At 65.3% G+C, this 14,637-nt stretch carries 13 protein-coding genes; 5 read left to right on the forward strand and 8 right to left on the reverse strand.

What is annotated here, in order from left to right; all coding sequences use genetic code 11:
- Window positions 1-60 precede the first annotated feature (60 nt).
- The gene (moaB, locus tag AABA84_RS27830) at window positions 61-624 is read right to left on the reverse strand and encodes a molybdenum cofactor biosynthesis protein B (RefSeq protein WP_212249307.1); all 564 of its coding nucleotides are present in this window, start codon (window positions 622-624) and stop codon (window positions 61-63) included.
- Between the two features lie 223 nt (window positions 625-847).
- Window positions 848-1,783 (reverse strand): KPN_02809 family neutral zinc metallopeptidase, encoded by a 936-nt coding sequence (gene ypfJ, locus AABA84_RS27835; RefSeq protein ID WP_338308936.1) that lies wholly within the window; start codon window positions 1,781-1,783, stop codon window positions 848-850.
- 413 nt (window positions 1,784-2,196) lie between these two features.
- Here ypfJ and AABA84_RS27840 point away from each other — a divergent pair, with 413 nt between their 5' ends.
- From AABA84_RS27840 to AABA84_RS27850, 3 genes are all read left to right on the forward strand, one after another.
- Window positions 2,197-3,327, forward strand: a complete 1,131-nt coding sequence (locus AABA84_RS27840; protein WP_283814261.1) for a site-specific DNA-methyltransferase — start codon at window positions 2,197-2,199, stop codon at window positions 3,325-3,327.
- A 188-nt stretch (window positions 3,328-3,515) separates the two neighbouring features.
- Complete coding sequence (locus AABA84_RS27845; RefSeq protein ID WP_338313761.1) at window positions 3,516-3,842, forward strand: hypothetical protein; 327 nt, start codon at window positions 3,516-3,518, stop codon at window positions 3,840-3,842.
- A gap of 124 nt (window positions 3,843-3,966) precedes the next feature.
- Window positions 3,967-4,653: a glutathione S-transferase family protein gene (locus AABA84_RS27850; protein WP_338308934.1), complete on the forward strand. Its 687-nt coding sequence runs from the start codon at window positions 3,967-3,969 to the stop codon at window positions 4,651-4,653.
- 58 nt (window positions 4,654-4,711) lie between these two features.
- Here the strand turns inward: AABA84_RS27850 and AABA84_RS27855 are convergent, their stop codons facing one another.
- From AABA84_RS27855 to AABA84_RS27875, 5 genes are all read right to left on the reverse strand, one after another.
- Entirely contained in the window at window positions 4,712-6,721 is a 2,010-nt protein-coding gene (locus AABA84_RS27855; RefSeq protein WP_212249303.1) for a methyl-accepting chemotaxis protein, read from the reverse strand.
- 265 nt (window positions 6,722-6,986) lie between these two features.
- A complete protein-coding gene (locus AABA84_RS27860) occupies window positions 6,987-9,533 on the reverse strand; it encodes an HWE histidine kinase domain-containing protein (RefSeq protein WP_338313762.1) in 2,547 nt (848 codons plus the stop codon).
- Window positions 9,530-10,114: a biliverdin-producing heme oxygenase gene (locus AABA84_RS27865; protein ID WP_338313763.1), complete on the reverse strand. Its 585-nt coding sequence runs from the start codon at window positions 10,112-10,114 to the stop codon at window positions 9,530-9,532. The genes AABA84_RS27860 and AABA84_RS27865 overlap by 4 nt, the downstream gene beginning before the upstream one ends.
- Window positions 10,115-10,240: 126 nt before the next feature.
- Complete coding sequence (locus AABA84_RS27870) at window positions 10,241-10,408, reverse strand: DUF1127 domain-containing protein (protein WP_338313784.1); 168 nt, start codon at window positions 10,406-10,408, stop codon at window positions 10,241-10,243.
- Window positions 10,409-10,458: 50 nt separating this feature from the next.
- Window positions 10,459-10,902, reverse strand: a complete 444-nt coding sequence (locus AABA84_RS27875; protein WP_212249300.1) for a nuclear transport factor 2 family protein — start codon at window positions 10,900-10,902, stop codon at window positions 10,459-10,461.
- 91 nt (window positions 10,903-10,993) lie between these two features.
- Here AABA84_RS27875 and AABA84_RS27880 point away from each other — a divergent pair, with 91 nt between their 5' ends.
- Window positions 10,994-11,917 carry a LysR family transcriptional regulator gene (locus AABA84_RS27880; protein ID WP_212249377.1) on the forward strand — a complete coding sequence of 308 codons (924 nt, stop codon included), beginning with the start codon at window positions 10,994-10,996 and terminating at the stop codon, window positions 11,915-11,917.
- Window positions 11,918-12,116: 199 nt separating this feature from the next.
- On the opposite strand, the gene AABA84_RS27885 is transcribed toward AABA84_RS27880, so the two are convergent.
- Window positions 12,117-12,737: a glutathione S-transferase family protein gene (locus tag AABA84_RS27885; protein WP_212249376.1), complete on the reverse strand. Its 621-nt coding sequence runs from the start codon at window positions 12,735-12,737 to the stop codon at window positions 12,117-12,119.
- Window positions 12,738-12,865: 128 nt separating this feature from the next.
- Here AABA84_RS27885 and AABA84_RS27890 point away from each other — a divergent pair, with 128 nt between their 5' ends.
- On the forward strand, window positions 12,866-14,146 hold the full coding sequence (locus tag AABA84_RS27890; RefSeq protein WP_338313764.1) for a flavin-dependent oxidoreductase: 1,281 nt from the start codon (window positions 12,866-12,868) through the stop codon (window positions 14,144-14,146).
- Window positions 14,147-14,637 lie beyond the last annotated feature (491 nt).

The following is a 14,637-nucleotide window of genomic DNA, read 5'->3' on the forward strand; positions in this document are numbered from 1 at the left end:
CGTGCTTTAATGGTTGCTACCAGACTGATGATGCGGGGAGACGCCGAGAGCTATCCGCAATCACGCCGTCGCGCCTTTCGCCTTCGGCCTTCGCAGATGCTCGTCCAGCCGCGGCATGATCTCGACGAAATTGCAGGGGCGCGTGCGGTAGTCGAGCTGAGCGGCCAGGATGCCGTCCCAGCCGTCGCGGCAGGCGCCGGGGGAGCCGGGCAGGCAGAAGATGTAGGTCGCGCCCGCGACGCCGGCGGTGGCGCGGCTCTGGATCGTCGAGGTCCCGATCTTGGCGTGGCTCAGCATGTGGAAGGCGATGGAAAAACCGTCCATGCGCTTCTCGAACAAGGGCTCGATCGCCTCCGGCGTGACGTCGCGTCCAGTGAAGCCGGTGCCGCCAGTCGTGATGACGACGTCGATGCCGCTATCTGCGATCCAGCGGCGAACGACGGCGCGGATCGCCTCGACATCGTCGGTGACGATCTCGCGCGCGGCGAGACGATGGCCGGCCGCGGCTAGGCGGTCGGCAAGCGTCTGGCCGGACTTGTCATCCGCGAGCGCACGGGTGTCGGACACGGTGAGCACCGCGATGTCGAGCGGGATGAACTGTTTTGCTTCGTCAATGGAGGCCATGACCTTACTCCCGTTTCCCCGACCACCGCCGTTATCCTGAGGCGCTCGGCCTGCGGTGCAAGCGCACCGCGGGACGAGCCTCGAAGGATGGGCCGCGGGCTCGCCATCCTCAAGGGCTCGCCAAGAGGCGAGACTTCAGGATGACGCCACTACTCCCGGATTCCCAGATGGGCAATGGCGCATCATATTTCACGCTGCGTCCGGGCACGGACGCTTGTTGCAACTACTGCCCGCCGCCGAACGTGTTGCAGGCCTGGACCGAGCCCTGCTGGTAGCCGGTCATGAACCATTGCTTGCGTTGCGCGGCCGAGCCGTGGGTGAAGGAGTCAGGCACGACGCGTCCCGTGGCCTGGCGCTGCAGCGTATCGTCGCCGATCGCGCTCGCCGTGGTCAGCGCGGCGTCGATGTCGCCGGCTTCCAGGAAGTTCGGACGCTTCTTCGACTCGCGATTGACCCAGACGCCGGACAGGCAATCGGCCTGCAATTCCACCTTCACCTGGAGCGCGTTGGCCTCCGCCTTCGAGCCCGCCTGCTGCTGCAGCCGCGTCACGCGCGGAATGATGCCGAGCAGGTTCTGGATGTGATGGCCGGCTTCGTGCGCGATGATGTAGGCGGTGGTGAAGTTACAGGCGGACTTGCCGGAGCAGCCGCGGAAGCGCGTCTCGACCTCGCGGAAGAACGAGGTGTCGAGGAAGATGGTGCGATCCGGCGGACAATAGAACGGCCCCATCGCCGACTCTGCCCGGCCGCAGCGGCCGCCATTGGTGACGTTGCGGAACAGCACGACCTTCGGCCCGGTGTAGGACTGGCCCGAGGCCTGGAAGATCTCGCTCCAGCGGTCGTCGATCTCGCCGAGAATGCCGGAGATCATGCTGCCCATCTCGTCGGTCGGGGCGCCGCGCTTGGCGGTCGAAGACGACTGGCGATCGGTCTGGTAGCTCGGCGCCTGGCCGCCGCCGGTGAGGATCTCGGCGCCGCCGATCAGGATGCGCGGATCGATGCCGAAGGCGTAGCCGACGAGGCCGAGCACGATGATGGTGCCGATGCCGAGCCCGCCGCCGCCCATCGGCAGGCCGAACCCGCCTCCGCCACCGCCGCCTCCACCATCATCGCGACGATCCTCGATGTCGTCGCTGCGGCGGAAATCATCGTAGCGCATGGCGGGTTTCCCTCAGTCCTCGATTGGCATCATTTGGGCGCGGAAGCGCGAAAGCTCAACGCGCCACACACGTAAAATTTCCGTTGCTTTTATCAATATCCCGCTCGGCAATTATTGCCTAGTGCGACAGCATGCCGATGCCAGCAATTTTTTCCGAGGGTCGAGCAATTTTTTCCGAGAGAAAATTGACGCCTTTTTGGAGCCATGATCGCTCCCGCAACGCGACGAAACGCGAAATCCACTGCAAAACACGGCGAATGCGCGCGATGAATCGGACGCGGGGAGCGATGCGAGGCCTGCCCACGAAAGCGGCGGGTTAAGTCGATTTTTACTTTGCCGCTTCATTGTAACGGTCAGTCGGTTGTTTGGTCCCGCGTCGCCGACAGCGTCGCCTGAGTCAGAGTTCTTGAGTCATGGTAGTGTCGCGTCGCGGGGCGTCTGCAAGGGCGCCCCGCACAAATTTCGAGTCCGCTTCGCACAGCATCATCCTCGGTGATTGCGTCGCCGAGATGTCGAAGCTTCAGGCTGGTTCGGTCGATCTCGTGTTCGCCGATCCGCCCTACAATCTCCAGCTCAAGGGCGATCTCAAGCGCCCCGACGAATCCCATGTCGACGCCGTCGACGACGACTGGGACAAGTTCGATTCGTTCTCCGCCTATGACGATTTCACCCGCGCCTGGCTGCTTGCCGCGCGCCGCGCGATGAAGCCGTCGGCGACGATCTGGGTGATCGGCTCCTATCACAACATCTTCCGCGTCGGCGCGATCATGCAGGACCTCGGCTTCTGGCTCCTGAACGACATCGTCTGGCGCAAGTCGAACCCGATGCCGAATTTCCGCGGCCGCCGCTTCACCAACGCGCACGAGACCATGATCTGGGCCGCGCGCGACGAGAAGGCCAAGGGCTACACGTTCAATTACGAGGCGCTGAAGGCCGCGAACGAGGACGTGCAGGCACGTTCCGACTGGCTGATCCCGCTCTGCACCGGCGAGGAGCGCCTCAAGGGCGCCGACGGCAAGAAAGTGCATCCGACGCAGAAGCCGGAAGGCCTGCTCGCGCGCGTGCTACTGTCCTCATCGAAGCCCGGCGATCTCGTGATCGATCCCTTCAACGGCACCGGCACCACCGGCGCCGTCGCCAAACGCCTCGGCCGCTCCTATATCGGCTTCGAGCGCGACAAGACCTATGCCAAGGCTGCGGAAGCCCGCATCGCCGCGGTCGAGCCGCTGCCGGAGGCAAGCCTTGCCCCGTTCATGACCGCGCGCGAAGCGCCGCGGGTCGCCTTCTCCGAACTGATCGAGCGCGGCATGATCATGCCCGGCACGAAGCTGTTCGACGCCAAGAAGAAGCTCGGCGCGCTGGTCCGTGCCGACGGCGCCATCATGTTCGGCGACAAGGTCGGCTCGATCCATCGTATCGGCGCGGTGGCGCAAGGCGCCCAAGCCTGCAACGGCTGGACCTTCTGGCACGTCGAGACCAAGAAGGGCCTCAAGCTGATCGACGAGCTGCGCGCCGAAATCCGCGCCGGCATGGCGGCGGAGTGATCCTCTCCGCCGTCATTCCGGGGCTCCCGAAGCGAGAACCCGGAATCCATCCAACCACAGCACATGCGGCCCAATGGATTCCGGGCTCGCGCAAGAGGCGCGCCCCGGAATGACAGCAGTGGTGGTTGAAAGCCGCCCCCGCCAGGACTAGATTCGCCCGATCAGCCCCGTCCTGACCGGTGGGCCCCATGCGACGACAGTCCGAGACTTTGCTGCTGGTGCCGCTGCTGCCGATCTTCCTGCTCGGCATGTTTCCGATGTTCCTGATCGCCCTGCTCGGATTCTTCGGCCTCGCGCTGTTCGGCGTGCTCGTGATTTCTGTCGGGCTCGCCAGCAGCAATGAGGCGCACGACAATTTCAATCACGACGTCATCGTTCACGGCTACGCGCGCGGATCGGAGCGCGCGGCGCGGGCCTCCGACGTGCATCTGGCCACGCGGCTCGGGCTGCGGCTGGAAGCGGTCGGCGCCGCGATGGTCATTACGGCGGCAATCGGCCTTTGTTACGCCGGCTGATCTGCGTGGCGCGCAGATACCGCCCGGCAAACTCGCCGGTTGCCCTCCCGCAACGGGTTCGGGCAAGACAGGCCGCACGGCAATGACGCTGCGTCCGCGCCTTGCAAAAACACTGGGGAGATCGATGCTCAAATTCTATTTCAACGGATCGCCGAACCCGACCAAGGTCGCGCTTTATCTGGAGGAGTCCGGCCTGCCCTTCGAGCCGGTGAAGATCGACACCCGCAAGGGCGAGCAGTTCACGGCGGAATTCCTCAAGATCAATCCGAATGCCAAGGTGCCGGCGATCGACGATGGCGGCACCATCGTGTTCGACAGCAACGCCATCCTGCTCTATCTCGCCGAGAAGACCGGCAAGTTCCTGCCCGCCGCGAGCGTGCGCGGCGAGACGCTGTCATGGCTGATGTTCATCGCAACCGGCGTCGGGCCGTATTCGGGTCAGGCCGTGCACTTCAAGCATTTTGCGCCAAAGGACCAGAACCACGATTACGCCCATAACCGCTACCAGTACGAGACAGATCGCCACTACAGGATTCTCGACGGTCACCTCAAAGGGCGCAGCTACATGGTTGGCGACAGCTATTCCATCGTCGACATGGCGTTGTGGGGCTGGGCACGGATGCTGCCGTTCAAGCTCGGCGACGACGCCTTTGCGCGCTACCCGAACGTGAAGCGGCTGGTCGACGAGATCTCGGCCCGCCCCGCGGCGGCACGCGCGATCGCGCTGAAGGACAAGTTCAGCTTCAAGGCCGAGATGGACGACGAGGCACGCGCCAACATGTTCAAGCACATGGCGACCAAGGTCGCCTGATCGCGCCGCGCCGTTCTCGAGGCCACGCGCATGCGCGTGGCCTTTTTGCGTTCGAGATTCAGGCGGCGTGGACCGAGTTAAGGAACTTGGCCACTTCGAGCTTGAGGCGGTTGCTGTCGGCCGACAGCGAGCGTGCCGCCGACAGCACCTGCGATGAGGCCGATCCGGTTTCGGAGGCGCCACGCTGCACGTCGCCGATGTTGGACGACACCCTCTGCGTGCCATGGGCCGCCTGCTGGACGTTGCGGGAAATCTCCTGCGTCGCCGCGCCCTGCTGCTCCACGGCGGCCGCGACCGTCGACGAAATCTCCGACAGCCGCTCGATGGTGCCGCTGATCTCCCTGATCGAGCCGACCGATTCCTCCGTCGCGGCCTGGATGCCGGAAACCTGCTGGGCGATCTCGCCGGTGGCCTTCGCCGTCTGCTCGGCGAGCGCCTTGACCTCGGAGGCGACCACGGCAAAGCCGCGGCCGGCTTCACCCGCGCGCGCCGCCTCGATGGTGGCGTTCAGTGCCAGGAGGTTGGTCTGGCCGGCGATGGTGCTGATCAGCTCGACCACGTCGCCGATCCGCGCGGCGGCCTTGGAGAGCGCGCCGACACGGTCGTTGGTCCTGCTCGCCTGACCGACGGCCTCGACCGCGATACGGGCGGATTCCTGCACCTGGCGGGCGATCTCCGACACCGAGGAGGACAGCTCCTCGGTCGCCGAGGCAACCGCCTGCACATTGGCCGAGGCCTCCTGCGAGGCGCTGGCGACCTCCGTCGACAGGTCCTGGGCCCGCGAGGCGGTCGTGGTCAAGGTGCCGGCGGAGGCTTCGAGCTCGTTCGATGCCGACGACACGGTGTTGACGATCTCGCCGACCGCCTGCTCGAACTGATCGGCGAGCCTGACCATGTCTTTCTTGCGGTTTTCCGCCTGCCGCGCCTCGACCTCGGTCTGCTCGGCGCGCAGGCGCTCGGTCTCGACCATATTGTCCTTGAACACCTGGATCGCCTTGGCCATGTCGCCGATCTCGTCGGCCTTGCCGCGGCCGGGAATCTCGACCTCGAGATTGCCGCCGGCGATCAGGCCCATCGCGCGCGTCATCGAGGCCAGGGGACCGACGATGCCGCGGGCGATCAGGAAGGCGACGATACAGCCGAACAGGACGGCGAGGCCACCGGCGATCTCCTGAATGGTCGTCGTACCCGCGATCACGGCTTCGGCGGTCGTACGCGATTCCTGATAGTCCTTCTTCAGGGTCGCTTCCGCGGCCTTGAGCCTGCCGACGCTGTCGACGATGAGGGGCGCGAGGCTCTTGTGGTAGATCTCGTCGGCCTGAAGCATCGCGGCGGATGTCGTCTCGAACGCCGATTTGTAGATTCCGAGCGAGGTCTTCACCGGCGCGAGCGTGGATCGCAATTCCGCCGCCTGCGGGCTCTTTTCGATCGCCGCGAGCCGCTGCGCCGCCCTGTCTACGCTCGCCCTGAAATTCGCGGGTCCCTGCGCGTCGCGCAGCGCGAGGAAACGCCAGTTTGCGACCCGAACAAGGAGGATCCTGGATTCGAGGTCGGCGACGAGGGCCGCGGTGTCTTCGTCGACGGCGGCGCGCGCCGCATCGACCAGCTTGCCCATCTTGACGGCGAGCTCCTCGCCGCTCGGCAGCAACGTCGCCTTGCCCGTTCTCGCCTCGTTGACGGCGTCGCCGAGATTGTCACGCAGGCGTCGCATCTTGGCAATGTCGTCGATGAGGCCGTTGTAGAGCGCTCGTCGATCCTCCGAGAGCGTCCCCTTGGCGCCGACCCGCAACAGCTCGGTCGCAGCGGTTTCCCGCTCTTGCGCCTCCTTCATCGCGGGCTCGTTGGCGTCGTAGACGTAACGCAGATTGGCCCGCTGGATCGCCTGAAGCTGGGTCGATATCTCCAAAACCCGCGCCGTGCTGTCCGAAAGTGCGGATTGTCTTGCGACCTGATCCTGCACCGCCCGCAAATTCCAGACGGCAACCACCGCCATCACGAGACCAACCACCACCAAGGCCATGAAGCCTGCGTACAGGCGTCCCCTGATCCGCAAACGAAACTTCGGCATTCCCACTGTCCACCCAGATGCATTTCACTTCGAGCGGCCGAACAATTCCGGCAAATCACCACGACCACCCTGGCAGCCGCGCGTCTTTGCGACCCACGCTGCACTGCGACACAATGGGGGACACTCGTTAATTGAACCTTCAAATTTTTCGCGCGATCTGGATCTGCGGGCGCGAAAACTGCTGCTTTTGTCAGCAGCTATGCAAAGTTCGCGTACGAATCCCGAGCGGGATGCGCAGAGCTGCATGCGTTCACAGGACGAACGACTATTGGGCGCCAGCCTGCTGCAATTTGCCGAGCGCGTGCTCGACCACTTCCAGCGTGTACGGCTTCTGAACCACCGGCGCCGAGGCCAGATCCACCGGAAGCGGCGCGCGCTCGCCATAGCCGGTTGCGAAGATGAAGGGCACGCCGATCTCCTTCAGCTTCTGCGCCACCTTGATGCTGCTCTCGCTGCCGAGGTTGAGATCGAGCAGGGCAAAGCTCGGCCGGGTCCGCTCGATCGAGCGCAGCGCCTGGTCGACGGTCGCGGCGGTGTCGACGTGACGCGCGCCGAGATCGAGCAGGATGACCTCCGCCGCCATTGCGATGATCAGATTGTCCTCGACGATCAGCGCGGTCTCGGAGATCCGGGGCCGGCTGGACTGCTGTTCCTCAAGACGCATGGCGGCTCCTGCTATCGACGGCACCAGCTCGACGAAATTGGGGGGAATGACGAACGTCGCCTGCACGCCCAGAAGGTCGAAGCGGATTTCGGCATCGCCCTTGAGATCGAACGGCACCGAGCGCTCGATGATCGTTGTGCCGAAGCCGCGCCGCGACGGTGGCTGCACCGGTGGCCCGCCGCTTTCCTTCCATTCGATCACGAGGCTCGACGAGGGATCGAGGCGCCAGACTACCTCGACGCTGCCGGTGGAATCGGCGAGCGCGCCGTATTTGGCGGAATTGGTCATCATCTCGTGGACGACGAGGGCCAGCGTGGCGAACGCCTTGGGATCAAGCGCGACGTCCGGGCCGCCCATCTTCACCCGGTCCGCGCGCGCCCCGAGATAGGCGCCGGCCTCCGATTCGAGGAGGGTCCGCAGCGCCACCGGCGCCCAGTTCAGATTGGTGATCTGGTCGTGGGCGCGGGCCAGGGCCTGGATGCGACCGCCGAGAACGCTCGCAAACTCCTCCACGCTCATCGCCGTGTCCTTGCTCTGCGCCACCAGCGCGCGGACCAGGCTCAGGATGTTGCGGACGCGGTGATTGAGCTCGGCGATCATCAGCTCCTGCCGCTCCTGCGCGCCGCGGCGCTCGCGCGCGGCGAGGTCGGACAATTGCAGGATCACTTCCAGCAGTGTGACGCGCAGACTCTCGGCGATGCGGATGTCCGCTGCCGACCACGGTTTCGACTGGCCCGCCACCGTCTCCTGCCAGAGCTCGAAGCTCTTGCGCGGCGTCAGGCGCGGCCCGTTCGGACCTTCGTCGTAGATCTTGTCGGGAGCGCCGGCCCAGTTCACCGACCGCGTAACCTCGCGCCGGAAGAAGATCAGGCAGTCGCGCGGGGTCCGTGAGATCGGAATGGCGAGAAAACCCGCCGCGCGGTCGCGAAAAGCCTGGCCGGCGGCATAGACCTTGGCGATCTCGGCGCTGGCGAAGATCCGGCCCGGCGAGGTCCGGTTGATGAAGGCCACGAGGTCCTTCACCTCGTCTTCGGTCGGCGTGTCTCCCTCGAGAGCGATCTTGTTGTCGGACCACACCGCGACGCCGTCACAGTCGATCATCTTGCGGTAGTCGCCGAGAAAGTCGACGATCGCGCGGCGGCTGTGCTCGTGGGAGGCCGCGATCTCGATCAACCGCTCCTGGACCTGGTGGGCCCGCGCCTCATAGGCGACATCGCCCTCGCGCTCGCGTCCCTCGACGATCCAGGAAAACATCTGCCCGAACAGCTCGGAGGCCGTGCGCTTGTCGAACGAAATGTACCGCGGCGAATAATGATGACAGGCGAACAGACCCCACAGCTTGCCATCGCGCAGGATCGATACCGACATCGAGGCGGCGACCCCCATGTTGCGCAGATATTCGATATGGATCGGCGAGACCGAGCGCAGCACGCTCATCGACAGGTCGAGCAATCCCGCATTGTGCGTGGCGGTCGACATCAGGGCAGCCGACCTGGCGTTGACGTCGGCAATGATGCGCAGCCAATTGCGCTGGTAGAGGGCGCGCGCCTGCCTTGGGATATCCGATGCAGGATAACGCAGGCCGAGGAAGGATTCGAGCCCTGCTTCTGCGGTCTCGGCGATCACCTCGCCCGATCCGTCCGGGTGAAACTGGTAGACCATGACCCGATCGAATCCGGTCAGCACCTTGAGCTGACGCGCCGCCTCCCGCGCGAGCTCGGTCATGCCGCGCGTCTTGCGGATCCGTTCGAGCATCAGGCGGACGAGCTCGCCGGAATTGACGCCGGGCTCGAGGACGCTCGGCTCCGCCTCGACGATGAGGTAGACGCCGGAGAAATGGATCGAGAGATCGTAAAGCGGCTTGCCGGCCTGGAGCTCGACGCCGAACAGGCGCTCGGTCGCATCCGGCCCACTCAAATAGTCGACGCGGCCGCGGATGGTCTCGACAGCGGCTTCGGAGATGGCGCTCGTCAACGGCTGCTGGAGCAGATCGGAGACGTCGCTTCCGAGAAAGCTGCCGACATTGTCCGAGGCCATGCAGATCGTAAAATCCGAGAGCACAGCGAGCATGAACCCAAACGGCTGCACGCTGCCGGGAACGTGGATCGGCTCGCGATCGCAATTGGTGAGATTGACCGCCTCGTTCATGCCCGCTCCGCCGCCCGCTCGAACGCGGCGAAGGCAACCCGCGCCGCCGCGATCGCCTCGACCTCGTCGCAGGCCTCTTCGCCTTGAAGCTTCGACAGGAAACTCTGCCACAGGCGCTTGCCTGCACCATGGCCGAGATAGCTGGTGGCCTCCGTCATGCGCAGGTCGGCGGCCTCCGCGACCTCTTTCAGCAGGAACCTGGCCCCGAGCCGAGAGCCCTCCAGCACGTACATCGTACCGAGCATGCCGCTGGGCGTCAGCGGCGGCACGGATACGGTGGATCGCGCGGCGCTGCCGAGCCGCCCGAGATCAGCCGCGATCGCGGCACTGCGCGACCGCTCCGGCCAGTCCGGAAATATCCTGGCGACGCCTGCGACGACGAGCGCGGCCTCGAGCGGAAGAAGCGCGCCGGCGCTGGCTTGAAGAAAGCGGCGATAGCCCGCCAAGACGGTGAGATCGAACGACGAAAGTTGCGCATCGAGTTCACGGTGCGCAGCCGCAGTCGCATCTCTCAGCCGCTCACGAAGTCCGGGGAAGCCAGGGTTCACCTGTGTCGAGACGTCCGAAACCCCAGCCAGCATGAAATTCCCACACGCGCGCAATGCCGGGGGCGCGATTGCCCCGGAAGCGAAGGAAACGCCGGCGGAATCCGAAGGTTCCGCCGGCACTGGAATATCTGGAGAGGCGCGGGCCGTACCCTCGACTCTTTATTTCCGCCGGCGGGGCTTGTGCAGCTCGTACGCGATCTCCGCCCTGGTCATCCCGCAGTCCAGAAGCTCCCGCTCGCTCATGGCGACGAGTTGATCCCGGGCCCGGGACCGTTCGCGCCTGATACGGACCGTTTCGACCAGCGCCCGCCACGCCCGCACGACCATCGCCGGCTCCGCCCGATGAAACCCGCCGGCGGACGCGACGCGCAATCCACTCAGCTCGCAGCCCTCGCCGGTGCTTGCGGAAAAGGACCGAGCGCCCGCTCGGTCAGGATCGAGTCGCAATACTCGCGGATCTCCTTGATCTTGCCGTCCTCGAGACGAAACACCAGGCAATAATCGTTGTCGTAGCGCACGCCTTCGGGCGTGACGTTGTCGCCCTTGGCCTCCACGACGACCACATCACCGTCAGCGATGAAGCGGTGCGCGACCGTGCGCGTGCGGTCGCGCAGGCGGGTGCGCACATAGCCGTGCAGATCATTGAGGATCGACTCCTTGCCAGAGAAGACGCGCGACCAGGAATACTGGCCGGTCACTATCCATTTGGCATCCTCGGCAAGGCTTGCGGTGAACAGGGCGCGATCGCGTGCGGCCGGATCGGGATTGGCGGCGGCGGCGAAAATGTCCTGCATCAGTTTCTTGTTGGCGCTCGCGTTCATGGCGGCATCTCCGTTTGGTGGGAACGCGCAGATGATCGCCGCGGCATCAAAATTCTTCAAATCGATAGAGAATATGATATCTATTCGCCTGATGAATTTGAATTCGCTTGACCTCAACCTGCTGACCGCGCTCGACGCCCTGCTGCGCGAGGCCAGTGTGAGCCGCGCCGCGCTTCGCATGGGCCTGTCGCAGCCGGCGGCCAGCCACGCGTTGCAGCGCCTGCGCGACATTCTCGGCGATCCGCTGCTGGTGCGCACCGGCGCGCGAATGGAGCTGACACCGCGGGCGCAGGCCCTGCGCGCGCCGCTGGCACAGGCGCTCGATCAGGTGCGCGGGCTGTTCGTGCCTGACGAGTTCGATGCCGCACGCAGCGAGCGGCAATTCCGCCTGATGATGCCGGATCTCGCAGTCGAGCTGCTGATGCCGCCGCTGATGGAGAAAGTGACGCGGGCCGCGCCCAACGTCCGCATCGACGTCGTGCCATGGCGGGGATCGGCGATCTTCCACGCCGAATTCGCCCGCACCATCGACCTCGTGATTTCGATCGGCAACGCCTTCAAGGGCTTTCACCGCCAGTTGCTCTACGTCGACAGCGACGCGCTGGCGGTGCGGCGCGGCCACCCCTTGGCCGCGAAGCTGAAGCGGCGCGAGACGTTCCTGGCCGCGCGCCATGTCGGCGTGATCATCCGAGGCAGCAATGAGGATCTGATCGACACCTGGCTCAGGGCCAAGGGCATCGAGCGGCACATCTCGCTGGTCGTGTCAGGCTATCTCGAAGCGCTGCACGTGGCCGCCCGCACCGATCTCGTCGCCTTCGTGCCGCGCCGGCTGATCGCGGCACTGTCGAAACAGCTCGGCCTCGTCGCGGTAACGCCGCCGCTCGACCCCGGGATCGACGAGCAGTTCATGTTCTACCCGACCCGCGCGCAGATGGACCCCGGCTCGATCTGGCTGCGGCGGCTGATGCTGGAGACGGGGCGGGAGCTGGAGAAGAAAGAACGGCGTGCTGGGTAGGACGCAGCCTCAACAAACACGGTGTCGTCCCGGAAGCGCGCCCCAGGCGCGCGCCGATCCGGGACCCATAACCACAGGATGCGGTCTGGCGAAGACTGGTCGTTCGGGATTTCTACCGATCACAATCGATAGCTTCCGCGGTATGGGGTCCCGGGTCTACGCTTACGCTTGCCCGGGACGACAGCGGAGCATGTTGTCCTTACGCCTTCTGCGCGGCCATCACCTTTGCCACGGCGGGACGATCCGACATGCGCTTGAAATGGTCGGCGATCTTCGGGGTTGCGTTGATGTCGACGCTGTCGCCTTCGAGCCAGGTCGAGAGCGTGTAGAGATAGGGGTCGCAGATCGTGAACTGATCGCCCATCACCCAGGGCCCCCGAAACATCTTCTGCTCGATCAGGGCGAAGCAGGCGGCCATGGTCTTCGGGACCATCGCCTTCATGTCGGCGAACGAGCTCTCCTGCGTCGCCCAGCGCGGGCCGCGCATCTTGTGGGCATGATTGATGTGCACGGTCGAGCAGAGGTAGGAGTTGAACGACTGTACCTGGGCGAAGTCGAAGGGATCGTCGAGCGGCGCGAGCTTCGCCTTGGGAAAGGTCTGCGCGAGATAGGCCAGCATCGCCGGCGTCTCGGTGAGGACGCCGCGATCGGTCACCAGCGCCGGCACACGGCCCTTCGGGTTGATCTTGAGATAATCCGGGCTGCTCTGCTGGTTGTCCTTGAAGCTCAGCCGTTCGGCCGTGTAGTCGGCACCGGCCTCCTCCAGGGTGATGTACGTGGCGAGCGCGCAGGTGCCGGTTGCGTAGTAGAGCTTGAGCATGTCGGACCTCATGGGGAAAACCCGAGGTTAACGGCCCTCCGCCGCGCCGTCCATAGGGGGGCCTCTTCGCAGTTGCCCACGGCCGCCCGGCTGTGCGAAGACGCCGTCAATCGGAGGGGGATTTTGTCATGACCGTACTCATCGCCGGTGGCGGCATCGGCGGGCTGACGCTTGCGCTCAGCCTGCACCAGATCGGCGTTCCCGCAAAAGTCTTCGAAAGCGTCGCGGAACTGAAGCCGCTGGGCGTCGGCATCAACGTGCTGCCGCATGCGGTGCGCGAGCTGATCGAGCTCGGGCTGATGGACAGACTGGACGCCAGCGGGGTGCGGACGCGCGAGCTCGCCTATTTCTCCAAGCACGGCAAGCCGATCTGGAGCGAGCCGCGCGGGCTGGAGGCCGGCTACAAATGGCCGCAATTCTCGATCCATCGCGGCACGCTGCAACAGCTCCTGCTCGACACCGCGATCGAGCGGCTCGGCCCCGACAACATCCTCACCAGCCACCATCTGACCGGCTGGACCGAGACGGCAGACGGCGTGCGCGCCGACTTCATCGACCGGGCGACCGGCAAGGCCGCCGGGAGTTACGACGGCACGATCCTGATCGCCGCCGACGGCATCCATTCCGCCGCGCGCGAAAAGCTCTATCCCCATGAAGGCCCGCCGATCTGGAACGGCCGCATCCTCTGGCGCGGCGTCACGCCCTCCAAGGCCTTCCTGACCGGCCGCACCATGATCATGGCCGGCCATGAGATCCTGAAATTCGTCTGCTATCCGATCAGCAAGGCGCCGGACGCGGCGGGCAACCATCTGATCAACTGGGTCGCCGAGCGCCACATGCCGCCGACCTATCAGTGGCGGCGCGAGGACTATAACCGCACCGCGCGGCTGGAGGAGTTCCTGCCCTGGTTCGAGAGCTGGCAGTTCGACTGGCTCGACGTGCCCGGCCTGATCAAGAACTGCCCGCACGCCTACGAATATCCGCTGGTCGACCGCGATCCGGTCTCGCAATGGACCTTCGGCAAGGTCACGCTGATGGGCGATGCCGCGCATCCGATGTATCCGATCGGCTCGAACGGCGCCTCGCAGGCCATCCTCGATGCCCGCACCATCACCCGCGAGATTCTCGCGCTTGGACCGACGACCGCAGCGCTGCTCGCCTATGAGGCCGAGCGCCGCCCCGCGACCACCGACCTCGTCTTGCTCAACCGCAAGAACGGACCCGAGCAGGTGATGCAGCTGGTCGAGGAGCGCGCGCCCGACGGCTTTGAGGTCGTCACCGACGTGCTGTCGCAGAAGGAACTGGAAGACATCGCCGCCAACTACAAGCGCGTTGCGGGCTTCCAGGTCGAGGCGCTGAACGCGAAGCCGCCGATCGTCAGTGGAGATGCGAAGCGCGCGAGCGCCTGAAGGCGGGGCGGTAAGAGTTGTCCAACCGCCCCGCGTCCGTCACGGCCCGTCAATATCCATACTGTCCGGAACACACCCAATTGCCGTAGGCATCGTAGCAACGGTTGTTGTAGTAGCCGTACGCACCTGCCGCCGCCGCTCCGACTCCTACTGCCGCGGCTCCGTATGCGGCTCCCCGGTAGACGCCTCTGCGCGCCGCAGTACGTGCTACGGGGTACCCTGCTATCGGCCGGGAGACGTGAGCGCGGCCGCCGTAGCGACCAGCGTGAACGGCACCGCCTCTGTAGTGCGCGCCTCCTCCGTGAAATCCCCCTCCCCGATAGCCGCCACCTCCTCCGCGGCCGCCGCGCGCGAGTGCGTCATCGGGAACAAGGCTTGCGCCGACAAGAGCGGCTGCGGCCAAGCCAACCAGAGCATATCGAAACATGGGCGTCCTCCCGTCATTGGAGTGCCGGTTCTATCCGCAGGGTGATGCCGTCAACGGGACAGGC

It is taken from the genome of Bradyrhizobium sp. TM239 (assembly GCF_036247985.1).
GTDB lineage: Bacteria > Pseudomonadota > Alphaproteobacteria > Rhizobiales > Xanthobacteraceae > Bradyrhizobium > Bradyrhizobium ottawaense.

What these genes read in the sequence shown, in the direction of transcription:
- moaB (WP_212249307.1), bottom strand. Translation starts at nt 624, where the DNA reads ATGGCCTCCATTGACGAAGCAAAACAGTTCATCCCGCTCGACATCGCG.
- ypfJ (WP_338308936.1), bottom strand. Translation starts at nt 1,783, where the DNA reads ATGCGCTACGATGATTTCCGCCGCAGCGACGACATCGAGGATCGTCGC.
- AABA84_RS27840 (WP_283814261.1), top strand. Translation starts at nt 2,197, where the DNA reads ATGGTAGTGTCGCGTCGCGGGGCGTCTGCAAGGGCGCCCCGCACAAAT.
- AABA84_RS27845 (WP_338313761.1), top strand. Translation starts at nt 3,516, where the DNA reads ATGCGACGACAGTCCGAGACTTTGCTGCTGGTGCCGCTGCTGCCGATC.
- AABA84_RS27850 (WP_338308934.1), top strand. Translation starts at nt 3,967, where the DNA reads ATGCTCAAATTCTATTTCAACGGATCGCCGAACCCGACCAAGGTCGCG.
- AABA84_RS27855 (WP_212249303.1), bottom strand. Translation starts at nt 6,721, where the DNA reads ATGCCGAAGTTTCGTTTGCGGATCAGGGGACGCCTGTACGCAGGCTTC.
- AABA84_RS27860 (WP_338313762.1), bottom strand. Translation starts at nt 9,533, where the DNA reads ATGAACGAGGCGGTCAATCTCACCAATTGCGATCGCGAGCCGATCCAC.
- AABA84_RS27865 (WP_338313763.1), bottom strand. Translation starts at nt 10,114, where the DNA reads ATGCTGGCTGGGGTTTCGGACGTCTCGACACAGGTGAACCCTGGCTTC.
- AABA84_RS27870 (WP_338313784.1), bottom strand. Translation starts at nt 10,408, where the DNA reads ATGGTCGTGCGGGCGTGGCGGGCGCTGGTCGAAACGGTCCGTATCAGG.
- AABA84_RS27875 (WP_212249300.1), bottom strand. Translation starts at nt 10,902, where the DNA reads ATGAACGCGAGCGCCAACAAGAAACTGATGCAGGACATTTTCGCCGCC.
- AABA84_RS27880 (WP_212249377.1), top strand. Translation starts at nt 10,994, where the DNA reads ATGAATTTGAATTCGCTTGACCTCAACCTGCTGACCGCGCTCGACGCC.
- AABA84_RS27885 (WP_212249376.1), bottom strand. Translation starts at nt 12,737, where the DNA reads ATGCTCAAGCTCTACTACGCAACCGGCACCTGCGCGCTCGCCACGTAC.
- AABA84_RS27890 (WP_338313764.1), top strand. Translation starts at nt 12,866, where the DNA reads ATGACCGTACTCATCGCCGGTGGCGGCATCGGCGGGCTGACGCTTGCG.